The sequence below is a fragment of the Xylanimonas allomyrinae genome (genome assembly GCF_004135345.1).
GTDB classification, from domain to species: domain Bacteria; phylum Actinomycetota; class Actinomycetes; order Actinomycetales; family Cellulomonadaceae; genus Xylanimonas; species Xylanimonas allomyrinae.
Genome location: NZ_CP035495.1, coordinates 3,593,501 through 3,608,700, shown reverse-complemented (window position 1 = coordinate 3,608,700; position 15,200 = coordinate 3,593,501). Strand labels below are relative to the sequence as shown.

13 protein-coding genes and 1 pseudogene are annotated in these 15,200 nt (G+C 74.1%); 8 read left to right on the top strand and 6 right to left on the bottom strand.

All coding sequences use genetic code 11. The features are described 5' to 3' along the window. Nucleotides 1-36 precede the first annotated feature (36 nt). Nucleotides 37-489, top strand: a complete 453-nt coding sequence (locus ET495_RS19535; RefSeq protein WP_342770121.1) for a hypothetical protein — start codon at nt 37-39, stop codon at nt 487-489. Between the two features lie 149 nt (nt 490-638). Here ET495_RS19535 and ET495_RS16350 read toward each other — a convergent pair whose 3' ends face one another. After that, nucleotides 639-1,625: a malate dehydrogenase gene (locus ET495_RS16350; RefSeq protein ID WP_129205661.1), complete on the bottom strand. Its 987-nt coding sequence runs from the start codon at nt 1,623-1,625 to the stop codon at nt 639-641. Nucleotides 1,626-1,881: 256 nt separating this feature from the next. On the opposite strand from ET495_RS16350, the gene ET495_RS16345 reads away from it, so the two are divergent. After that, the gene (locus ET495_RS16345; protein ID WP_211340865.1) at nt 1,882-2,841 is read left to right on the top strand and encodes an aquaporin; all 960 of its coding nucleotides are present in this window, start codon (nt 1,882-1,884) and stop codon (nt 2,839-2,841) included. Nucleotides 2,842-3,085: 244 nt separating this feature from the next. Here ET495_RS16345 and ET495_RS16340 read toward each other — a convergent pair whose 3' ends face one another. Continuing rightward, complete coding sequence (locus ET495_RS16340) at nt 3,086-3,418, bottom strand: DUF3017 domain-containing protein (RefSeq protein ID WP_245993152.1); 333 nt, start codon at nt 3,416-3,418, stop codon at nt 3,086-3,088. 53 nt (nt 3,419-3,471) lie between these two features. Between ET495_RS16340 and ET495_RS16335 the strand changes: the two genes are divergently transcribed. Beyond that, entirely contained in the window at nt 3,472-4,989 is a 1,518-nt protein-coding gene (locus tag ET495_RS16335; protein WP_245993151.1) for an FAD-dependent oxidoreductase, read from the top strand. A 140-nt stretch (nt 4,990-5,129) separates the two neighbouring features. Here ET495_RS16335 and purH read toward each other — a convergent pair whose 3' ends face one another. Beyond that, nucleotides 5,130-6,785: a bifunctional phosphoribosylaminoimidazolecarboxamide formyltransferase/IMP cyclohydrolase gene (gene purH / locus ET495_RS16330; RefSeq protein WP_129205660.1), complete on the bottom strand. Its 1,656-nt coding sequence runs from the start codon at nt 6,783-6,785 to the stop codon at nt 5,130-5,132. A 458-nt stretch (nt 6,786-7,243) separates the two neighbouring features. Between purH and ET495_RS16325 the strand changes: the two genes are divergently transcribed. From ET495_RS16325 to ET495_RS16305, 5 genes are read left to right on the top strand one after another with little or no spacing between them, the layout of a single operon-like run. Further along, entirely contained in the window at nt 7,244-8,236 is a 993-nt protein-coding gene (locus tag ET495_RS16325; protein ID WP_129205659.1) for a hypothetical protein, read from the top strand. Next, entirely contained in the window at nt 8,233-9,711 is a 1,479-nt protein-coding gene (locus ET495_RS16320) for a hypothetical protein (protein WP_129205658.1), read from the top strand. The genes ET495_RS16325 and ET495_RS16320 overlap by 4 nt, the downstream gene beginning before the upstream one ends. Before the next feature lie 10 nt (nt 9,712-9,721). Then, nucleotides 9,722-9,988, top strand: a complete 267-nt coding sequence (locus tag ET495_RS16315) for an efflux RND transporter periplasmic adaptor subunit (protein ID WP_129205657.1) — start codon at nt 9,722-9,724, stop codon at nt 9,986-9,988. Beyond that, a complete protein-coding gene (locus ET495_RS16310; protein WP_129205656.1) occupies nt 9,985-10,785 on the top strand; it encodes an ABC transporter ATP-binding protein in 801 nt (266 codons plus the stop codon). The genes ET495_RS16315 and ET495_RS16310 overlap by 4 nt, the downstream gene beginning before the upstream one ends. Beyond that, on the top strand, nt 10,782-11,987 hold the full coding sequence (locus tag ET495_RS16305) for an ABC transporter permease (protein ID WP_129205655.1): 1,206 nt from the start codon (nt 10,782-10,784) through the stop codon (nt 11,985-11,987). Before ET495_RS16310 ends, ET495_RS16305 begins: the two co-directional genes overlap by 4 nt. A gap of 231 nt (nt 11,988-12,218) precedes the next feature. On the opposite strand, the gene ET495_RS16295 is transcribed toward ET495_RS16305, so the two are convergent. From ET495_RS16295 to sfnG, 3 genes and pseudogenes are all read right to left on the bottom strand, one after another. Then, nucleotides 12,219-12,767 carry a CoA-binding protein gene (locus ET495_RS16295; RefSeq protein WP_129205654.1) on the bottom strand — a complete coding sequence of 183 codons (549 nt, stop codon included), beginning with the start codon at nt 12,765-12,767 and terminating at the stop codon, nt 12,219-12,221. Then, nucleotides 12,764-14,124 (bottom strand): annotated as a pseudogene (locus ET495_RS16290) (O-acetylhomoserine aminocarboxypropyltransferase/cysteine synthase family protein). The gene ET495_RS16295 and the pseudogene ET495_RS16290 overlap by 4 nt, the downstream one beginning before the upstream one ends. After that, nucleotides 14,121-15,182 (bottom strand): dimethylsulfone monooxygenase SfnG, encoded by a 1,062-nt coding sequence (gene sfnG, locus ET495_RS16285; protein WP_245993149.1) that lies wholly within the window; start codon nt 15,180-15,182, stop codon nt 14,121-14,123. Before sfnG ends, ET495_RS16290 begins: the two are co-directional and overlap by 4 nt. Between the last annotated feature and the right edge of the window lie 18 nt (nt 15,183-15,200).

Here is a 15,200-nt window from a genome sequence, read left to right as displayed (position 1 = left end):
GGCCCACAGCTGGCGGCGTACGAGCTTGCCGACCGCGTGCGTGTCGTCGTCGACACGGTCGAGGATCTCGCCCGCCGCCTGCTCGCCGAGCTGCGCGAGCGGCTGGTGCAGCGCGGCCGTGAGCAGGTCGCCGCGCAGCCGCCCCTCGGCGCGGTCGACGACGCCCGCCCAGGTCACCAGCCCGGCGCTGTCGAGCAGCGCGCCACCCACCATGCACGCGGCCAGCACCAGCAGCGTCGTCGCGGCCGGGGACTCGGCCATCCGGCCGGCGACGACGGTGCCGATCGTCTGCCCGACGGCACCCACGACGAGGCCCACGAGGGCGAGCGCCGCTGTGGCTCCCTTGAGGCGCCGCCAGTCGAGCCTGCGGCTGGGGTCTCCCGCGGCGTGCGGACCGGTGGTGCCGGGGTGCGCCGAAGCGCCTGCGGGCAGGCCGGTGCCGGGGTGCGTGGTCGTGGTGGACATCGTGCCGACCCTAAGCCGGGGTGATGGCCCCCAGCGCACGTTTTTCCCGCGCTGCGCCCTGTCTGCGCCCCGGACCGCACCTCGGACCGCCGTCCGGCGACGGTGCGGGCCACGGTCCCGTGGCTTTGCGGTGGCCGGTGCGCGTGGCGCGCGCAGACCGTCCCGCGGCGCCGTCAGACCAGTCCGAGCGCCCGGACCGCCTCCCGCTCCTCGACCAGCTCGGCGATCGACGCGTCGATCCGCTCGCGCGAGAACGGCGCGATCTCGAGCCCGTCCACGACGGACCACCCCTTGCCGTCGCTCGTCACGGGGAAGGAACACATGAGGCCGTCGGGCACCCCGTAGTGCCCCGTCGACCACACGCCGGCGCTCGTCCAGTCGCCCTCGGGCGTGCCGAGGTACCAGTCGCGCACGTGGTCGATGATGGCGTCCGCCGCCGAAGCCTGCGACGACGACCCGCGCGCCTCGATGATCGCAGCACCACGCTGCGCGACGGTCGGGATGAACTCCCCCGCGAGCCACGCCGTGTCCTCGGCCAGCTCGACGCCGGGACGCCCTCCGACGACGGTGTGGAACACGTCCGGGTACTGGGTGGCGGAGTGGTTGCCCCAGATGGACATCCGCCGCACCTGCGACACGTGCACGCCGGCGTGCCGCGCGAGCTGCGACATCGCGCGGTTGTGGTCGAGGCGGGTCATCGCCGAGAAGCGCTCCTTCGGCACGTCGGGGGCGTTCGACGCGGCGATCAGCGCATTGGAGTTCGCCGGGTTCCCGACGACGAGCACGCGCACGTCGTCGGCCGCGGCGTCGTTGATCGCGCGGCCCTGGGGGCCGAAGATCGCGCCGTTGGCGCCGAGAAGGTCGGCGCGCTCCATGCCCTTGCCGCGAGGCCGGGCACCGACGAGCAGGGCCACGTTCGCGCCGTCGAACGCGACGCGGGGGTCGTCGGTGACCTCCACGTCCATCAACAGCGGGAAGGCGCAGTCGTCGAGCTCCATGGCGACGCCCTCGGCGACACGCACGGCTTGGGGGATCTCGAGCAGGCGGAGACGGACGGGAGTGCTGGCGCCCAGGAGCTGCCCCGCGCCAGTGCGGAACAGCAACGAGTACCCGATCATCCCGGCGGCTCCGGTGACGGTGACGGTGACGGGTGTTGTCATGCCAGCCACTCTTTCGTAATCGGGAGCGGGAATCCAGGGCTGGCAGCCGAGAACTCGGTATCGAGCGGCGAACCTGCCGCTCGTGCGCCGTGTCGGAGGAATCGTCCAGTGAAGGGCTGTACCGTGCCGGGGACAGCTCGGAACGAGGACCAAGGAATCACATGTCCCAGGAATACGCCGCACCCGTCGGCGTCACCGTCCCGGCCGACGACGCTGGCGAGACGTCGGCTACGGCCCCTACTCGCTCTTCACCAAGATGTCCGCCGAGTTCTTCGGCACGTTCATCCTGGTGCTCGGCATCGTCGGAACCGCGACATTCAACGCCGCCAACCAGGGCACGATCATCACCGTCGCCCTCGCGGGCGGCATCATGCTCATCGCGGGCATCGCCGCCGTCGGGCACGTCTCCGGCGGCCACTTCAACCCGGCGGTGACGTTCGGCGCCGCGATCGCGGGACGCCTGTCGTGGAAGGACGTGCTGCCCTACTGGGTCGCACAGTTCCTCGGCGCGGCAGCCACGGCGCTGGTCATGTGGTTCCTCGTGCCGTCGGACTTCGCGAAGCTGATCGGCGTCGCCTCGCGCGGCGACGTGCTCGGGCGTACCGCCAACGGCTGGGGCGAGCACTCGCCGCTGGCGTCCCTCTCGCAGGGCGGGGCGGAGTTCTCCCTCCAGCACGCGCTCGTGTTCGAGGTCGTGATCGCCGCCGTGTTCGTGGGCGTCGTGCTCGCGGTGACGTCGAAGCGTTCGAAGATCACCTACCCCGCCGTCGTCATCGGCCTGACGCTCGCCGCGCTGCACATCATCTCGTGGCCCGCCACCAACACGTCGTTCAACCCGGCGCGCTCGTTCGCGTCGGTGCTGTTCGCCGGGGACGCGTCGCTGTGGCGCCAGTACTGGCTCTTCCTGGTCGCACCGCTGGTCGGTGGCGCGCTCGCCGCGCTGGTCTACCGCGCATTCCAGCCGATCCACGCGATCGCCGGGGCCGAGGCCCTCGACGAGCTCGAGACGACGTACGACGTCGAGGTAGCCGACGCGGAGCACCCGCACGGCCACGCCCTCTCGCTCGACCTCGAGCCGGCCGACACGCCCGAGCCCGCCGACACGCCCGAGCCGGCTGACACGCCCGAGTCGGCTGACACGCCCGAGCCCGCCGACACACCCGAGCCCGCCGACACACCCGAGCCGGCCGACAAGCCCGAGGACCCGAAGGCCTGACCTCGGGGTCGGCCGAGAGGTCGACGGCCCGAGGCCGACGCTCGACCGGTCGGCACCCAGGAACACCAACGTGACGGCCCCGCCGTCGTCCACCCGGACGACGGCGGGGCCTTCGCCGTCCGTACCGGAGGCGGGCCGCACCGGAGGCCGTCCGCACCGGAAGCGGGCCGCACCGGAGGCGGGCCGCACCGGAAGCGGGCCACCGGAAGCGGGCCACCAGAGGCGGGCTCCCGCGCCGGGCCGATCACCCCAGATACGGCACCGTGAGGGCCAGCAGGCCGATCGCCACCGCTGCGGCGAAGCACATGACGACGTCGAACGCCTTGCTGCGCACCGCGATCCCGACCGCACTGCTCGTGCGGGGAGCCACGGCCCGCCACGTCCCCACGACGGCGAGGGTCACGGCGATCGTCAGCGCACCGAGCTGCGCGCTGACGAGCGCGCCGAGCACGGCCGCGAGCAGCACGCCCAGCATCGCGACCACGAGCGAACGGCGCGGGTCGGGGCCACGGAACCTCGGCTGCGACGACGCGTGCGACGGTACGCGCGAGCCGGGCGACGGAGGGCGGGGATCCACGTTCCGAGCCTACCGGCGCACCGGCGTGAGCCCGGCCCGCTAGCGTGTCTGACGTGCCCCCACGTCCTGCCCCGCGCCGGTTCCCCGCACTCCCTGCGCTGCCTGTCCCGCCCGCCTCGCACGCCGCTCAGGCACCCCCGCGCAGCGTCGTCGTCGTCGGTGCGGGACTCGCCGGAGCGCAGACGGTCGCGGCGTTGCGGGCTCACGGCCATGACGGGCGGATCACCCTGCTGGGCGCCGAGGGTGTGCCGCCCTACGACCGCCCGCCGCTGTCCAAGGAGCTGCTGACACGGCGCGAGCCGGTGTGGCTGCGCGACGACCTGGGCGTCGACGTCGAGGAGCTCGCCGACGACGTGCGGCTCGCCGAGCCGGCGACGCGCCTGCACGCCTCCCCCGGTGGCATCACCGTGCGGACCTCGGCCGGCGACGACGTCGCGGCGGACGCCGTCGTGCTCGCGATGGGCTCGGCGCCCGTGCTGCCGCCCGGCTGGGAGTCGGCGTGGACGCTGCACTCGGCCGCCGACGCCGCGCGGCTGCGCGCGGCGCTGCGGCCGGGGCTGCGGCTGGTCGTCGTGGGCGCCGGATGGATCGGGGCCGAGCTCGCCGGGGTCGCCGCCGGCGCCGGCGCCGAGGTCACCGTCGTCGAGGCGGCCGGGACGCCGCTCGAGCGGCAGCTCGGCGCGCGCGTCGGCGCGCACCTCGGTCGCTGGTACTCGCAGGCAGGCGTCCGGCTGGTCACCGGGCGCCGGGTCGCCGCGGTGCGGCCCGACGGCGTGCTGCTGGCGGCCGAGGGCGCCGGCGCCCGGGGCGGCGGCCCCGTGCCCTCCGCCTCCGTGCCCTCCGCCGCCGTGCCCTCCGCCTCCGTGCCCTCCGCCTCCGTGCCCACCGACATCGCGCCCACCGACATCGCGCCCACCGACGTCGAGTCCACCGACTTCGTGCCCGCCGACGTCGAGTCCGCCGACTTCGTGCCCGCCGACATCGTTCTCGCCGCCGTCGGTGCGCGGCCCGCGTCGGGGTGGCTCGCGGGGACGTTGCCGCTCGACGTCAACGGCCGCCTGCGCGTCGACGTGTCCGGGCGGCTGACCGGGCATGCGGCGCCGACCGAGTCCGCAGGCCGGCTCGCGCCCGCGACGCTCGCACGGATCTGGGCCGTCGGCGACGTCGCGGTGCGCGACCACCCGATGTACGGGCCGGTCCCCGGCGGGCACTGGTCGGCCGCGCTGCACGACCCGGAGGTGACGGTGCGCGCCATGCTCGGCGTCGACGCCGCGCCGTCGGACCCGGAGGAGCTGCGCGCCCGCCTCGGCCTGACCCCGGTCCCGCGGCACGCGCCGTACGTCTTCTCGCGCCAGCTCGGGCACGACCTGGCGCTGCTCGGCCTGCCGACGGCGGGCGACGACGTCCTGCTGCGTGGCGATCCCGCCGGGGCGGCCCGTGGGCCGCGCTCTACGTGGAGCGGGCGCTGGACCGTCACCCGCAGACGACGCCCGAGGGCCACCCCGTCGCGACCGTGTGCGCGATCCTCCTCGTCGACTCGCCGCGGGAGGTCGGCGCCGTCCGGCGCCTGATGAACGGCCCGGCGCGGCTGCGCCTGGACCTGCCCCGCGCCCTGGACCCCGCGGTGCGCCTGCGGGACGCGGCGCGCTGACCCTGGCCCGGCACGCCCGCGCCCACCCCGGCGACCGGGGTGGGCGCGGGCGGTGGTGCGTCAGTGGGCGAAGTGGCGGGTCCCGGTCAGGTACATCGTCACCCCGGCGGCTGCCGCGGCGGCGACGACCTCCTCGTCGCGGATCGAGCCACCCGGCTGGACGACGGCACGCACGCCCGCGTCCAGGAGCACCTGCAGGCCGTCGGCGAACGGGAAGAACGCGTCCGACGCCGCGACGGAGCCCCGGGCGCGCTCCTCGTCGCCCGCGAGCGTGTTGGCGCGCTCGACCGCCAGGCGGCACGAGTCGACGCGGTTGACCTGGCCCATGCCGATGCCGACGGCGGCGCCGTCGCGGGCGAGCAGGATGGCGTTGGACTTCGCGGCGCGCACGGCCTTCCAGGCGAACGCGAGCTCGGCCAGGGTCGTGTCGTCCGCCGCCTCGCCGGCCGCGAGCGTCCACGACGCCGGGTCGTCACCCTCGGCCTGGAAGCGGTCGGCGGCCTGGACGAGCAGGCCACCGCTGATGGGCTTGGTCTCCAGCGCGGCGAGCGGCGGGGTGTCGACGACGAGCAGGCGCAGGTTCTTCTTCTTCTGGAGGATCTCGAGCGCCTCGGGCTCGAAGCCCGGCGCGACGACGACCTCGGTGAAGATCGGCGCGATGCCCTCGGCGGCCTCGGCCGTGATCACGCGGTTGGCCGCGATGACCCCGCCGTAGGCACTGACCGGGTCGGTCGCGTGCGCGCGGCGGTGCGCCTGCGCGATGTCGTCGCCGACGGCGATCCCGCACGGGTTGGCGTGCTTGATGACGGCGACGGCCGGCTCGTCGAAGTCCCAGGCGGCACGCCAGGCGGCGTCCGCGTCCTGGTAGTTGTTGTAGCTCATCTCCTTGCCGTGGAGCTGCCGGCCCTGGGCGAGCCCGCGCGTCCCGTCGCCGTTGACGTACAGCGCCGCGGCCTGGTGCGGGTTCTCGCCGTAGCGCAGCACCGCAGCGCGGTCCCAGGTCGCGCCGGTCCACGCGGGGAAGCCGGAGGCGACGCCGTCGACGACGTCGGTGGGCGCGACCGCCGTCGTCATCCAGGAGGCGACGGCGACGTCGTAGGTGGCGGTGTGGACGAACGCGGCGGCTGCCAGCGCCTTGCGCTGGGCGTAGGTGAAGCCGCCCGCCCGGACTGCGGCGACGACGTCGTCGTACCGTGCCGGGTCGACGACGACGGCGACCGACGGGTGGTTCTTCGCGGCGGCACGCACCATCGAGGGGCCCCCGATGTCGATCTGCTCGACCATCGTGTTCTCGTCGGCGCTGCCCGCCTTCTCGAACGCCGCCAGGGTCGCGGCGAACGGGTAGAGGTTGACGACGACGAGCTCGAAGGGCTCGATCTCCAGCTCGGCGAGCTGGTGCAGGTGGTCGGCCTTGCGCGAGTCGGCCAGGATGCCGGCGTGCACGCGCGGGTGCAGCGTCTTGACGCGGCCCTCGAGGCACTCGGGGAAGCCCGTGAGGTCCTCGACGCGGGTGACGGGCAGGCCGGCGTCGGCGACGGTCGACGCCGTCGAGCCGGTCGAGACGAGCTCGACGCCGGCGGCGTGCAGCGCGGTGGCGAGCTCGACCAGGCCGGTCTTGTCGAAGACGCTCAGCAGCGCACGCCGGACGGGGCGCTGGGAGTCGTCGGCGAGCTGGACGTCGGGGGCGGAGGAATGGACCTGTGCGGTGCCGGACATCGAGTGCTCCTCGAAGGGTCGTTCGGGCGGTCAGCGGTCGACCCCGGCGCCCAGGCGGGCGGCGCACGAACGGGGCGGCGACCGGCGCTCGCGCGCTGGTGCCCCGGCCGCTCCCCGGTGGTGACCCACCCTCGCCAGTCACGGCCGGGGCCAAGTCTACGAGCCGACGCCGGGCCGTGGCGTCAGAGGTGCCTCGTGATCGTTCTCGCACCGTGGTGTTCGTCGTGATTGCCCTTGCCATCGGCAACCCGGCAGCGTGGGCAAGGCGCCGGCGGGACGTCGCCTGCACGGTTCGGGGCGGCCGGGGTTGGCGGAGATGATGGGAGTTATATGAGTGTTATCTCGGTGTGCTCCGAACGCCTACAGAATATGTGTAGTAGACACACTGAGGTGTTGCTGGCCGAATGACTCGACGCCCTCTGTCCATCTGTCGCCCCGTCGCCCCCGAAGGAGACCGCATGACACCCCGGACCTCAGCCCCGCGGAGCACGCTTCGCCTCACCGGAGCCGCCGTGATCGCGGCCTGCCTCGCTCTGGTCGGCGCGTGCAGCGGCGGCGGCAAGGGCAAGTCCACGGGCGAACAGGAGGAGAGCCCGCTCAGCGCCTACTTCTCCGACCTCTTCGGCGAGCAGGACCTGGCCAAGGCGAACGCGAAGCAGCTTCAGGCCGAGGAGGCAGTCGCACGCTGCATGGCCGAGGAAGGCTTCGAGTACACGCCCGTCGACTACAGCGCACTCAGCGAGACGCTGGAGGAGTCGACCCCCGAGGACGACACCCGCTCGCGCGAGTGGGCGGAGAAGAACGGGTACGGCTACTCCATCGCGATCGACGGCGAGGAGCCGGAGGGGCTGGCGGAGTTCACCGACCCCAACTCCGACTACATCAACTCGCTGACGGAGTCCGAGCAGATCGCCTACTACGAGGCGCTGTACGGTCCCTCGTCCGAAGCCGAGTTCGAGACACCGCCGCTGAGCGAGCAGGGCTGCTACGGCGCGGCTCAGTCCGAGGTCCACGGGGACGGCTCGGAGGCCTTCTACGAGAGCGAAGAGGTCGATGCCTTCAACGAGGCCATCACCGCGCTCGAGGAGGAGATCTCGGGCGACCCGCGCCAGGCCAAGATCGACGCCGCGTGGGCCTCGTGCATGGCCGACGCGGGCATGGACGGCTACGCGTCCCCCGACGAGGCGTCCGAAGACTTCGCGAACCGCACCAACGCCTTCTGGGAGACCCTCGACTGGGAGGCGCTCGGTCCTGACGAGCAGCCCGAGCCCGATCCCGACCTCCAGAAGGCGGAGCGTGCGACCGCCGTCGCGGACTTCGACTGCAAGGAGAAGGTCGGCTACCAGGCCGCGCACGACAAGATCCGCTTCGCCAAGGAGTCGGAGTTCATCAAGACGCACCAGGCCGAGCTGGAGGCCCTCAAGGACGCCTACCGGAAGGTCGGGCTGTGACCACCTCTGACAGCGGCGATCCCGGCCCGAGCGAACCCCGGCAGGCCGGCCTGGTGCCGGTCGGCCCGGGGTCGGTCGAGCCGGCGCCACCCACGGGGCCCGGCGCGCCGCCGGCGGCGTCGCGCGGGCTGCGCGGGCCACGCCTCGTGCTCGTGGTCGCGGGCGCCGCCGTCGCGAGCCTCGTCGCCGGGCTCCTCGCGGGCCGCTTCGTCATCTCGCCGGCGCAGGCCGCCGCGAACGCGGCGCCACCCGAGGCCGGCGCCATCACTGCCCCGGTCGAGATGCGCACGATCAGCAACGACGTCGTGCTGCGCGCCGACACCGCCTACGCGGACGCCGTCGACGTGCGCATCGAGGCCGCCGAGATCTCCGGCCCAGCCGTCGTCACCGGCCAGGTGCCCGAGGTCGGGGCGCAGCTCGACCCGGCGAGCGTGCTCCTGGAGGTCGCCGGGCGCCCCGTGATCGTCCTGCCCGGCGACCTGCCGGTCTACCGCACGCTGCGCGCCGGGACCTCGGGCCCCGACGTGCTCCAGCTCAAGGCGGCGCTCACGTCACTCGGCATCGACGCGGGCGACGCCACGGACGTCTACGACGCCGCGACGGCAGCCGGCGTCGAGGCCCTCTACGCGAAGGCCGGGTACCCGAGCCCCGACCCGGGCGAGGAGGCGCAGGCGGTGCTCAAGGGTGCCCGCGAGTCGGTCCGCTCGGCGCAGTCGGCGATCCGTGACGCGGAGACGGCGCTCGCCGCAGCCGGGCGCGGCGCCGGCGACGTCGAGAAGATCGAGGCCGACAACGCCGTCCGTGCGGCGGAGCGTCAGCTCGCCCAGGCACGGGCGGAGCAGGCCGCGCACGACGCCTGGGCGGCACAGCCCGCCGACGCGGGCGGGCCCGGACCCGAGGCCGCCCCGCCGGCAGACGTCGCGGGCGCCGAGGACGCGCTCACCCTGGCCAGGGCCCAGCGCGCCGCGCTGGACCGGCCCGCGGACACCAGCGCCGAGCGGGCGCAGCTCGACGCCGCCCGCCGGTCGCTCACCGACGCGCAGGAAGAGCTCGCCGAGGCGACCACCGGTGCGCTCACGGCACTCCCCGCCTCCGAGGTCGTGTACGTCGCCGGGCTGCCGCGCCGTGTCGACGCGGTCCACGTCGGGCGGGGCGAGCTCGTCACCGGCCCGGTCGCGGCCGTCTCGGGTGCCGCGCTGCGGCTGGAGGCTCGCGTCGCCACGTCCAGCGCCGCGCTGCTCACGGTGGGCGCCGAGGGCGAGTTCACGCTGCCTGACGGCACCACCGCACGCGCGGCGGTGGTGTCCGTCGGCGAGGCGAAGCGCCCGGCCGGCGGCGGTGACGGCGGCGGGGACGGCGGCGGTGACGGGACGGTGGCGGGGACGCAGGCGACGGCGGCGACCGCGGTGACGGCGGCAACGGGGGCGCGTCCGGGGCCGGCCGCACCGCCGTCTTGCTGGAGCCCCGGGACCTGACCCCGAGGAGGTGGAGGCGCTCCGGGACCAGAACGTGCGCGTGCGGGTCTCCGTCGGCTCCACGCAGGGCGCGGTCCTGGCCGTGCCGGTCGCGGCCCTGACAGCCGGGCCGGGCGGGGAGTCGCGTGTCGAGGTCCAGCGCGCGAAGGGCACCGAGACCGAGCTGGTCACCGAGCTGGTCACGGTGACCACCGGCCTTGCCGCGGAGGGATTCGTCGAGATCGTCTCGGCCGACGGCGACCTGGAAGCCGGCGACCTCGTGGTGGTCGGCCGATGACGGCTGACCTGTTCGGCACCGCGCCCGGCGGGGCGTCCGGACCGGGCACGGTCGACATCACCGCCCCGGGGGCACGGGAGGTGCGGGCGGGCGAGGTCCTCGACGCCGGGGCGCCCACGGCCACGCCACCGGTCGTCGAGCTGGCGAAGGTCTCGCGCCGGTTCCCCGGGCCGCCCCTCGTGGAGGCGTTGCGGCAGGTGGACCTGCGGGTCGAACGCGGCGACTACCTGTCGATCGTGGGCCCGTCAGGGTCGGGCAAGTCGTCGCTGCTCAACATCCTCGGCCTGCTCGACCGCCCGACGTCGGGCGACTACCTGCTCGACGGGCGCCCCGTCGGCACGGCCGGCGAGCGCGAGCGTGCCCGGCTGCGGGCGCAGCGCATCGGGTTCGTGTTCCAGGCGTTCCACCTGCTGCCGCAGCGCACCGTGCTCGACAACGTCGTGCTCGCCACCCTGTACTCCGGCGTGCCCCGCGCCCGGCGCACGGCCCGTGCGCGCACGGCGCTCGAACGCGTCGGGCTCGGGCACCGGCTCGGCTTCCTGCCCACGACCCTGTCCGGCGGCGAGCGCCAGCGCGTCGCCGTCGCCCGCGCCCTGGTCACCGAACCCCACCTGCTGCTGGCCGACGAGCCGACCGGCAACCTCGACTCGGCAAGCTCCGCGCAGGTCATGTCCCTGTTCGACGAGCTGCACGCCGAGGGCGTCACGCTCGCCGTCATCACGCACGACCTGGCCGTCTCGGCCCGCGCGGCCCGCCGCGTGCGGCTCGTGGACGGACGTCTGGAGGAGATCGCGTGAGCCCGCGCGACCTGTGGGCCGAGGCCCTGCACGGCATCGGCACCCGGCCCACCCGGCTGTTCCTGACCGTCCTGGGCACCGTGCTCGGGATCGGCGCCGTCGTGGTCACCGTGGGGCTGGCGCAGACCGCGGCCGGCCAGATCACCAAGCAGTTCGACGCCGTCGCGGCCACCCAGGTCGTGGTCAAGCCCGACAAGGGACGTTTCAAGGGCGAGGAGCGGGACCTCGCCGCGCTCCCCTGGGACGGCGAGGACCGCGTGCGCCAGGTCGCCGGCGTCGTCGCGGCCGGGTCGGTCACGACCGTCGACATCGGGCAGGCCGCCGTGACCACCGCTCCGGTCAACGACCCGTCGAGCGCGGCGCAGGCCGCACCCAAGGTGATGGCCGCGAGCGCCGGGCTGCTCGACGCCGTGCGCGGGCAGGTGGTCACCGGCAGGTTCTTCGACGCCGGGCACGACGCGCGCGCCGATCGCGTCGTCGTCCTCGGTGCCGGTGCGGCGCAGCGGCTGGGCGTCCACCGCGTCGACCGGCAGCCTGCGGTGTTCATCGGCGACGTCGCCTACACCGTCATCGGCATCATCGACGGCATGCACCGGGTGCCCGCGCTCAAGGACGCGGTGATCCTGCCGGCGTCGACGGCGCGGCAGGAGCTCGGCGCCGGCTCGCCCGACGAGCTGCAGATCCGTATCGCGACGGGTGCGGGCGCCGTCGTCGCCCACCAGGCTCCCATCGCCCTGGACCCGAACAACCCGGAGGCGTACAAGGTCCAGGCGCCGACCACCGGATCCTCGGTCCAGGCCAACGTCCAAGCCGACGTCAACGCGTTGTTCCTGGCGTTGGGCGGGGTGGCGCTCGTCGTCGGCGGCCTGGGCATCGCGAACGTCACGTTGCTGTCGGTGCTCGAGCGCGTCGCGGAGATCGGGCTGCGGCGTGCGCTCGGTGCCTCCCGGCGCGCGATCGCGGGTCAGTTCGTGATCGAGTCGGCCACCACGGGTCTGCTCGGCGGGCTCATGGGGACGGCGCTGGCCGTGCTGGTCGTCGTCGGGGTGTCCGCCGCGCGTGACTGGACGCCGATCCTGGACCTGCGGGTGGCGTTCGGGTCCGCGCTGCTGGGTGCCGTCGTGGGGCTGGTGGCCGGGGCGTACCCGGCGATCAAGGCTGCGTCGATCGAGCCGGTGACGGCGCTGCGCGGGGGTGTGTGACGCCGTCCGGCGGCGGCCTCTGGCCGGGTCGCCCGCGAGCTGCACACCGTCGTCGTCGCGGTCGGCCCCGCCCAGCTCCCGAACGCGCGACGGTCCCGCGCCGTCAGGCGCGGGACCGTCAGGCGCGGGACCGTCAGGCGCGGGACCGTCAGGCGCGGGACCGTCAGGCGCGGGACCGTCAGGCGCGGGACCGTCAGGCGCGGGACCGTCAGGCGCGGGACCAGACCTCGCTCACGCCGGCGCGCGCCGGCTGCTGATGACGCCCGTGTCGAAGCCCGCCAGGTGCAGCCCGCCGTGGAACCGCGCGTGCTCGATCTTGAGGCACCGGTCCATGACGACGCCGAGCCCAGCCGCCTCGGCGATCGCCGCCGCCTCCTCGTTCCAGGAACCGAGCTGGAGCCACAGCGTCCTGGCCCCGACCGCGACGGCCTCGCGCGCGACGCCCGGCAGGTCGTCGTGCCGGCGGAAGACGTCGACGACGTCGGGGGCCACCGGAAGGTCGGCGAGCGAACGGTAGACGGGCCGCCCGAGGATCGACTCGGCGCGCGGGTTGACGAAGTACACGTCGTACGGCGAGCTCGACAGCAGGTAGGTCGCCACGAAGTAGCTCGCGCGCGACGGGTTGTCGCTCGCACCGACGATGGCCACGCTGCGCGTCGCACGCAGGATCGCCAGCCGCTCCGGCGCGCCAGGCCCGCGCCAGGTGCGGGCGGAGGGAGCGGCGGCGGGTGCCGCCGTCGGGAGCGCGCAGACCGCGCCCTCGGTCACCGGGCTGTTCATCGCACCTCTCCCGTCGCCTTGGTCAGGGCCTGGTCCAGGTCCCACAGGATGTCCTCCACGTCCTCCAGCCCCACGCTGATCCGCACCAGGTCCGCGGGGACGCCCGCCGCGGCGAGCTGCTCGGGGCGAGCTGCTGGTGCGTCGTCGACGCCGGGTGGATCACGAGGGTGCGCGCGTCGCCGACGTTCGCCAGGTGCGACGCGAGCTCGAGCGCCTCGATGAACGCCTGCCCCGCCTCGCGCGCCGCCTCCGGTCCCGCGGCACCCGCGCCGGGGCGCACCCCGAACGCGAACACCGACCCGGGCCCGAGCGGCAGGTACTTGAGGGCGCGCTCGTGGTGCGGGTGGCTCGGCAGCCCGGCCCAGCTCACGTACGCGACGCGCGGGTCCGACTCCAGCCACTGCGCGACCGCCCTGGCGTTGGCCAGGTGCGCGTCGAGCCGCTGCGGCAGCGTCTCGACGCCCTGGAGCAGGGTGAACGCGGCCTGCGGCGACAGCGACGGGCCGATGTCGCGCAGCTGTTCCGAGCGCAGCTTGGTGAGGAACCCGTACTCGCCGAAGTTCCCCCACCAGCGGATGCCGCCGTAGCTGGGCACCGGCTCGGTCATCTGCGGGAACTTGCCGTTGCCCCAGTCGAACCGCCCCGACTCGACGACGACTCCGCCCAGCGTGGTGCCGTGCCCGCCGAGGAACTTGGTCACCGAATGGATGACGATGTCGGCCCCGTGCTCGATGGGCCGCACCAGGTACGGGGTGGCGAGGGTGGCGTCGACGACCAGCGGGACGCCGGCCTCGTGGGCCACGCGTGCGAGACCCTCCAGGTCGGCGATCTCCCCCGACGGGTTGGCGATCACCTCGGTGTACAGCACCTTGGTCTCGGGGCGGATCGCGGCCGCGAAGTCGGCCGGGTCGGTCCCCGGCACGAACGTCGTCTCGACGCCGAACCGCCGCAGCGTCACGTCGAGCTGCGTCACCGTGCCGCCGTAGAGCTGGGCGCTCGCCACGACGTGGTCGCCCGCCCCGACCAGCGCGGCGAACGTGATGAACTCGGCGCTCATGCCCGACGCCGTCGCCACCGCACCGATGCCGCCCTCGAGCGAGGCGATGCGCTCCTCGAGCGCGGCGACCGTCGGGTTGCCGATGCGGCTGTAGATGTTGCCGTACTTCTGCAGCGCGAAGAGGTTCGCGGCGTCGTCGGTGCCGTTGAAGACGAACGACGTCGTCTGGTAGATCGGCACGGCCCGCGCGCCCGTCGTGGCGTCGGGGATGCCGCCCGCGTGCAGGGCGCGGGTACGGAAGCCGAAGCGGTGCTCGGGCGCGCCGGGTGCCGGCGTCGACGTGGTGGAAGGGGTGCTCATGCGGTACGGGCCTCCTCGGCCTCGAGCTCACGGACGAGGGGCAGCACGGTGGCGCCGAACTGCTGGACCTCCTCCTGGAAGTGCAGGTAACCGAGCAGGAACAGGTTCACGCCCCGGCGCTTGAAGGCGATGATCCGCTCGGCGATCTCCTCGGGCGTGCCGATCAGGCCCGTGCGGAACCCGTCGTTGTACTGGACCAGGTCCTCGTAGGTCGAGTCGGCCCACATGCCCTTCTTGTCCGACGTCGAGGCACCGGCCTGCCGGACGGCGTCACGGAACCCGTCGACGGCGGGGCGGTCGGCCTTGGCGACGATCTCGCGCAGCGTCTCGCGGGCCTCGGCCTGCGAGTCGCGGGCGATCATGAAGCCGTTGAGACCGAAGCGGATCGCACGGCCCGCCGTCTTCGCCGCGTCCGTCACGTCGTGGTACTGCTCGCCGAACCCGTCGAGGTCCTTGCCGTTGGAGAAGTACCAGTCGGCGTGGGCTCCCGCCGTCGCGCGCGCGACCGTCGAGTTGCCGCCGAAGAAGATCTCCGGGTGCGCGCGGCCGGGGACGTCGACGGGCGCGGGCCGCAGCGTCGCGTCGTGGAAGCGGTAGAAGTCGCCGCGCAGGTCGAAGCCCTGCTCGGTCCACAGCCCGCGCAGCGCCTGGATGAACTCGCCCGTGCGGCGGTACCGCTCGTCGTGCTCGAGCCACGGCTCGCCGAACCCGACGAACTCCTGCTTGAGCCATCCGGAGACGACGTTGACGGCGGCACGCCCGCCGGACAGGTGGTCGGCCGTGATGATCCACTTGGCCAGCACACCCGGGTGCCACAGACCGGGGTGGACTGCCGCGATGACCTTGAGCCGCTCGGTGGCCAGCAGCAGCGACAGCGAGAACGCCGTCGACTCGTGCTGCTCGGACGCGCCGTAGCTGGCCGCGTAGCGCACCTGCGTCAGCGCGTACTCGAACCCGCTGTTCTCGGCGATCCGGGCGAGGTCCCGGTTGTACTCGTACCCCCAGTGGGTGCGCTGCTCGATCGTGGAGACGACCAGCCCTCCGGAGACGTTGGGCACCCAGTAGGCGAACTTCAG

Bases quoted from the DNA above. Each gene is read 5' to 3' on its own strand.
- ET495_RS16350 (WP_129205661.1), bottom strand. From the start codon at position 1,625: ATGACAACACCCGTCACCGTCACCGTCACCGGAGCCGCCGGGATGATC.
- ET495_RS16295 (WP_129205654.1), bottom strand. From the start codon at position 12,767: ATGAACAGCCCGGTGACCGAGGGCGCGGTCTGCGCGCTCCCGACGGCG.
- ET495_RS16310 (WP_129205656.1), top strand. From the start codon at position 9,985: ATGACGGCTGACCTGTTCGGCACCGCGCCCGGCGGGGCGTCCGGACCG.
- purH (WP_129205660.1), bottom strand. From the start codon at position 6,785: ATGTCCGGCACCGCACAGGTCCATTCCTCCGCCCCCGACGTCCAGCTC.
- ET495_RS16325 (WP_129205659.1), top strand. From the start codon at position 7,244: ATGACACCCCGGACCTCAGCCCCGCGGAGCACGCTTCGCCTCACCGGA.
- ET495_RS16345 (WP_211340865.1), top strand. From the start codon at position 1,882: ATGTCCGCCGAGTTCTTCGGCACGTTCATCCTGGTGCTCGGCATCGTC.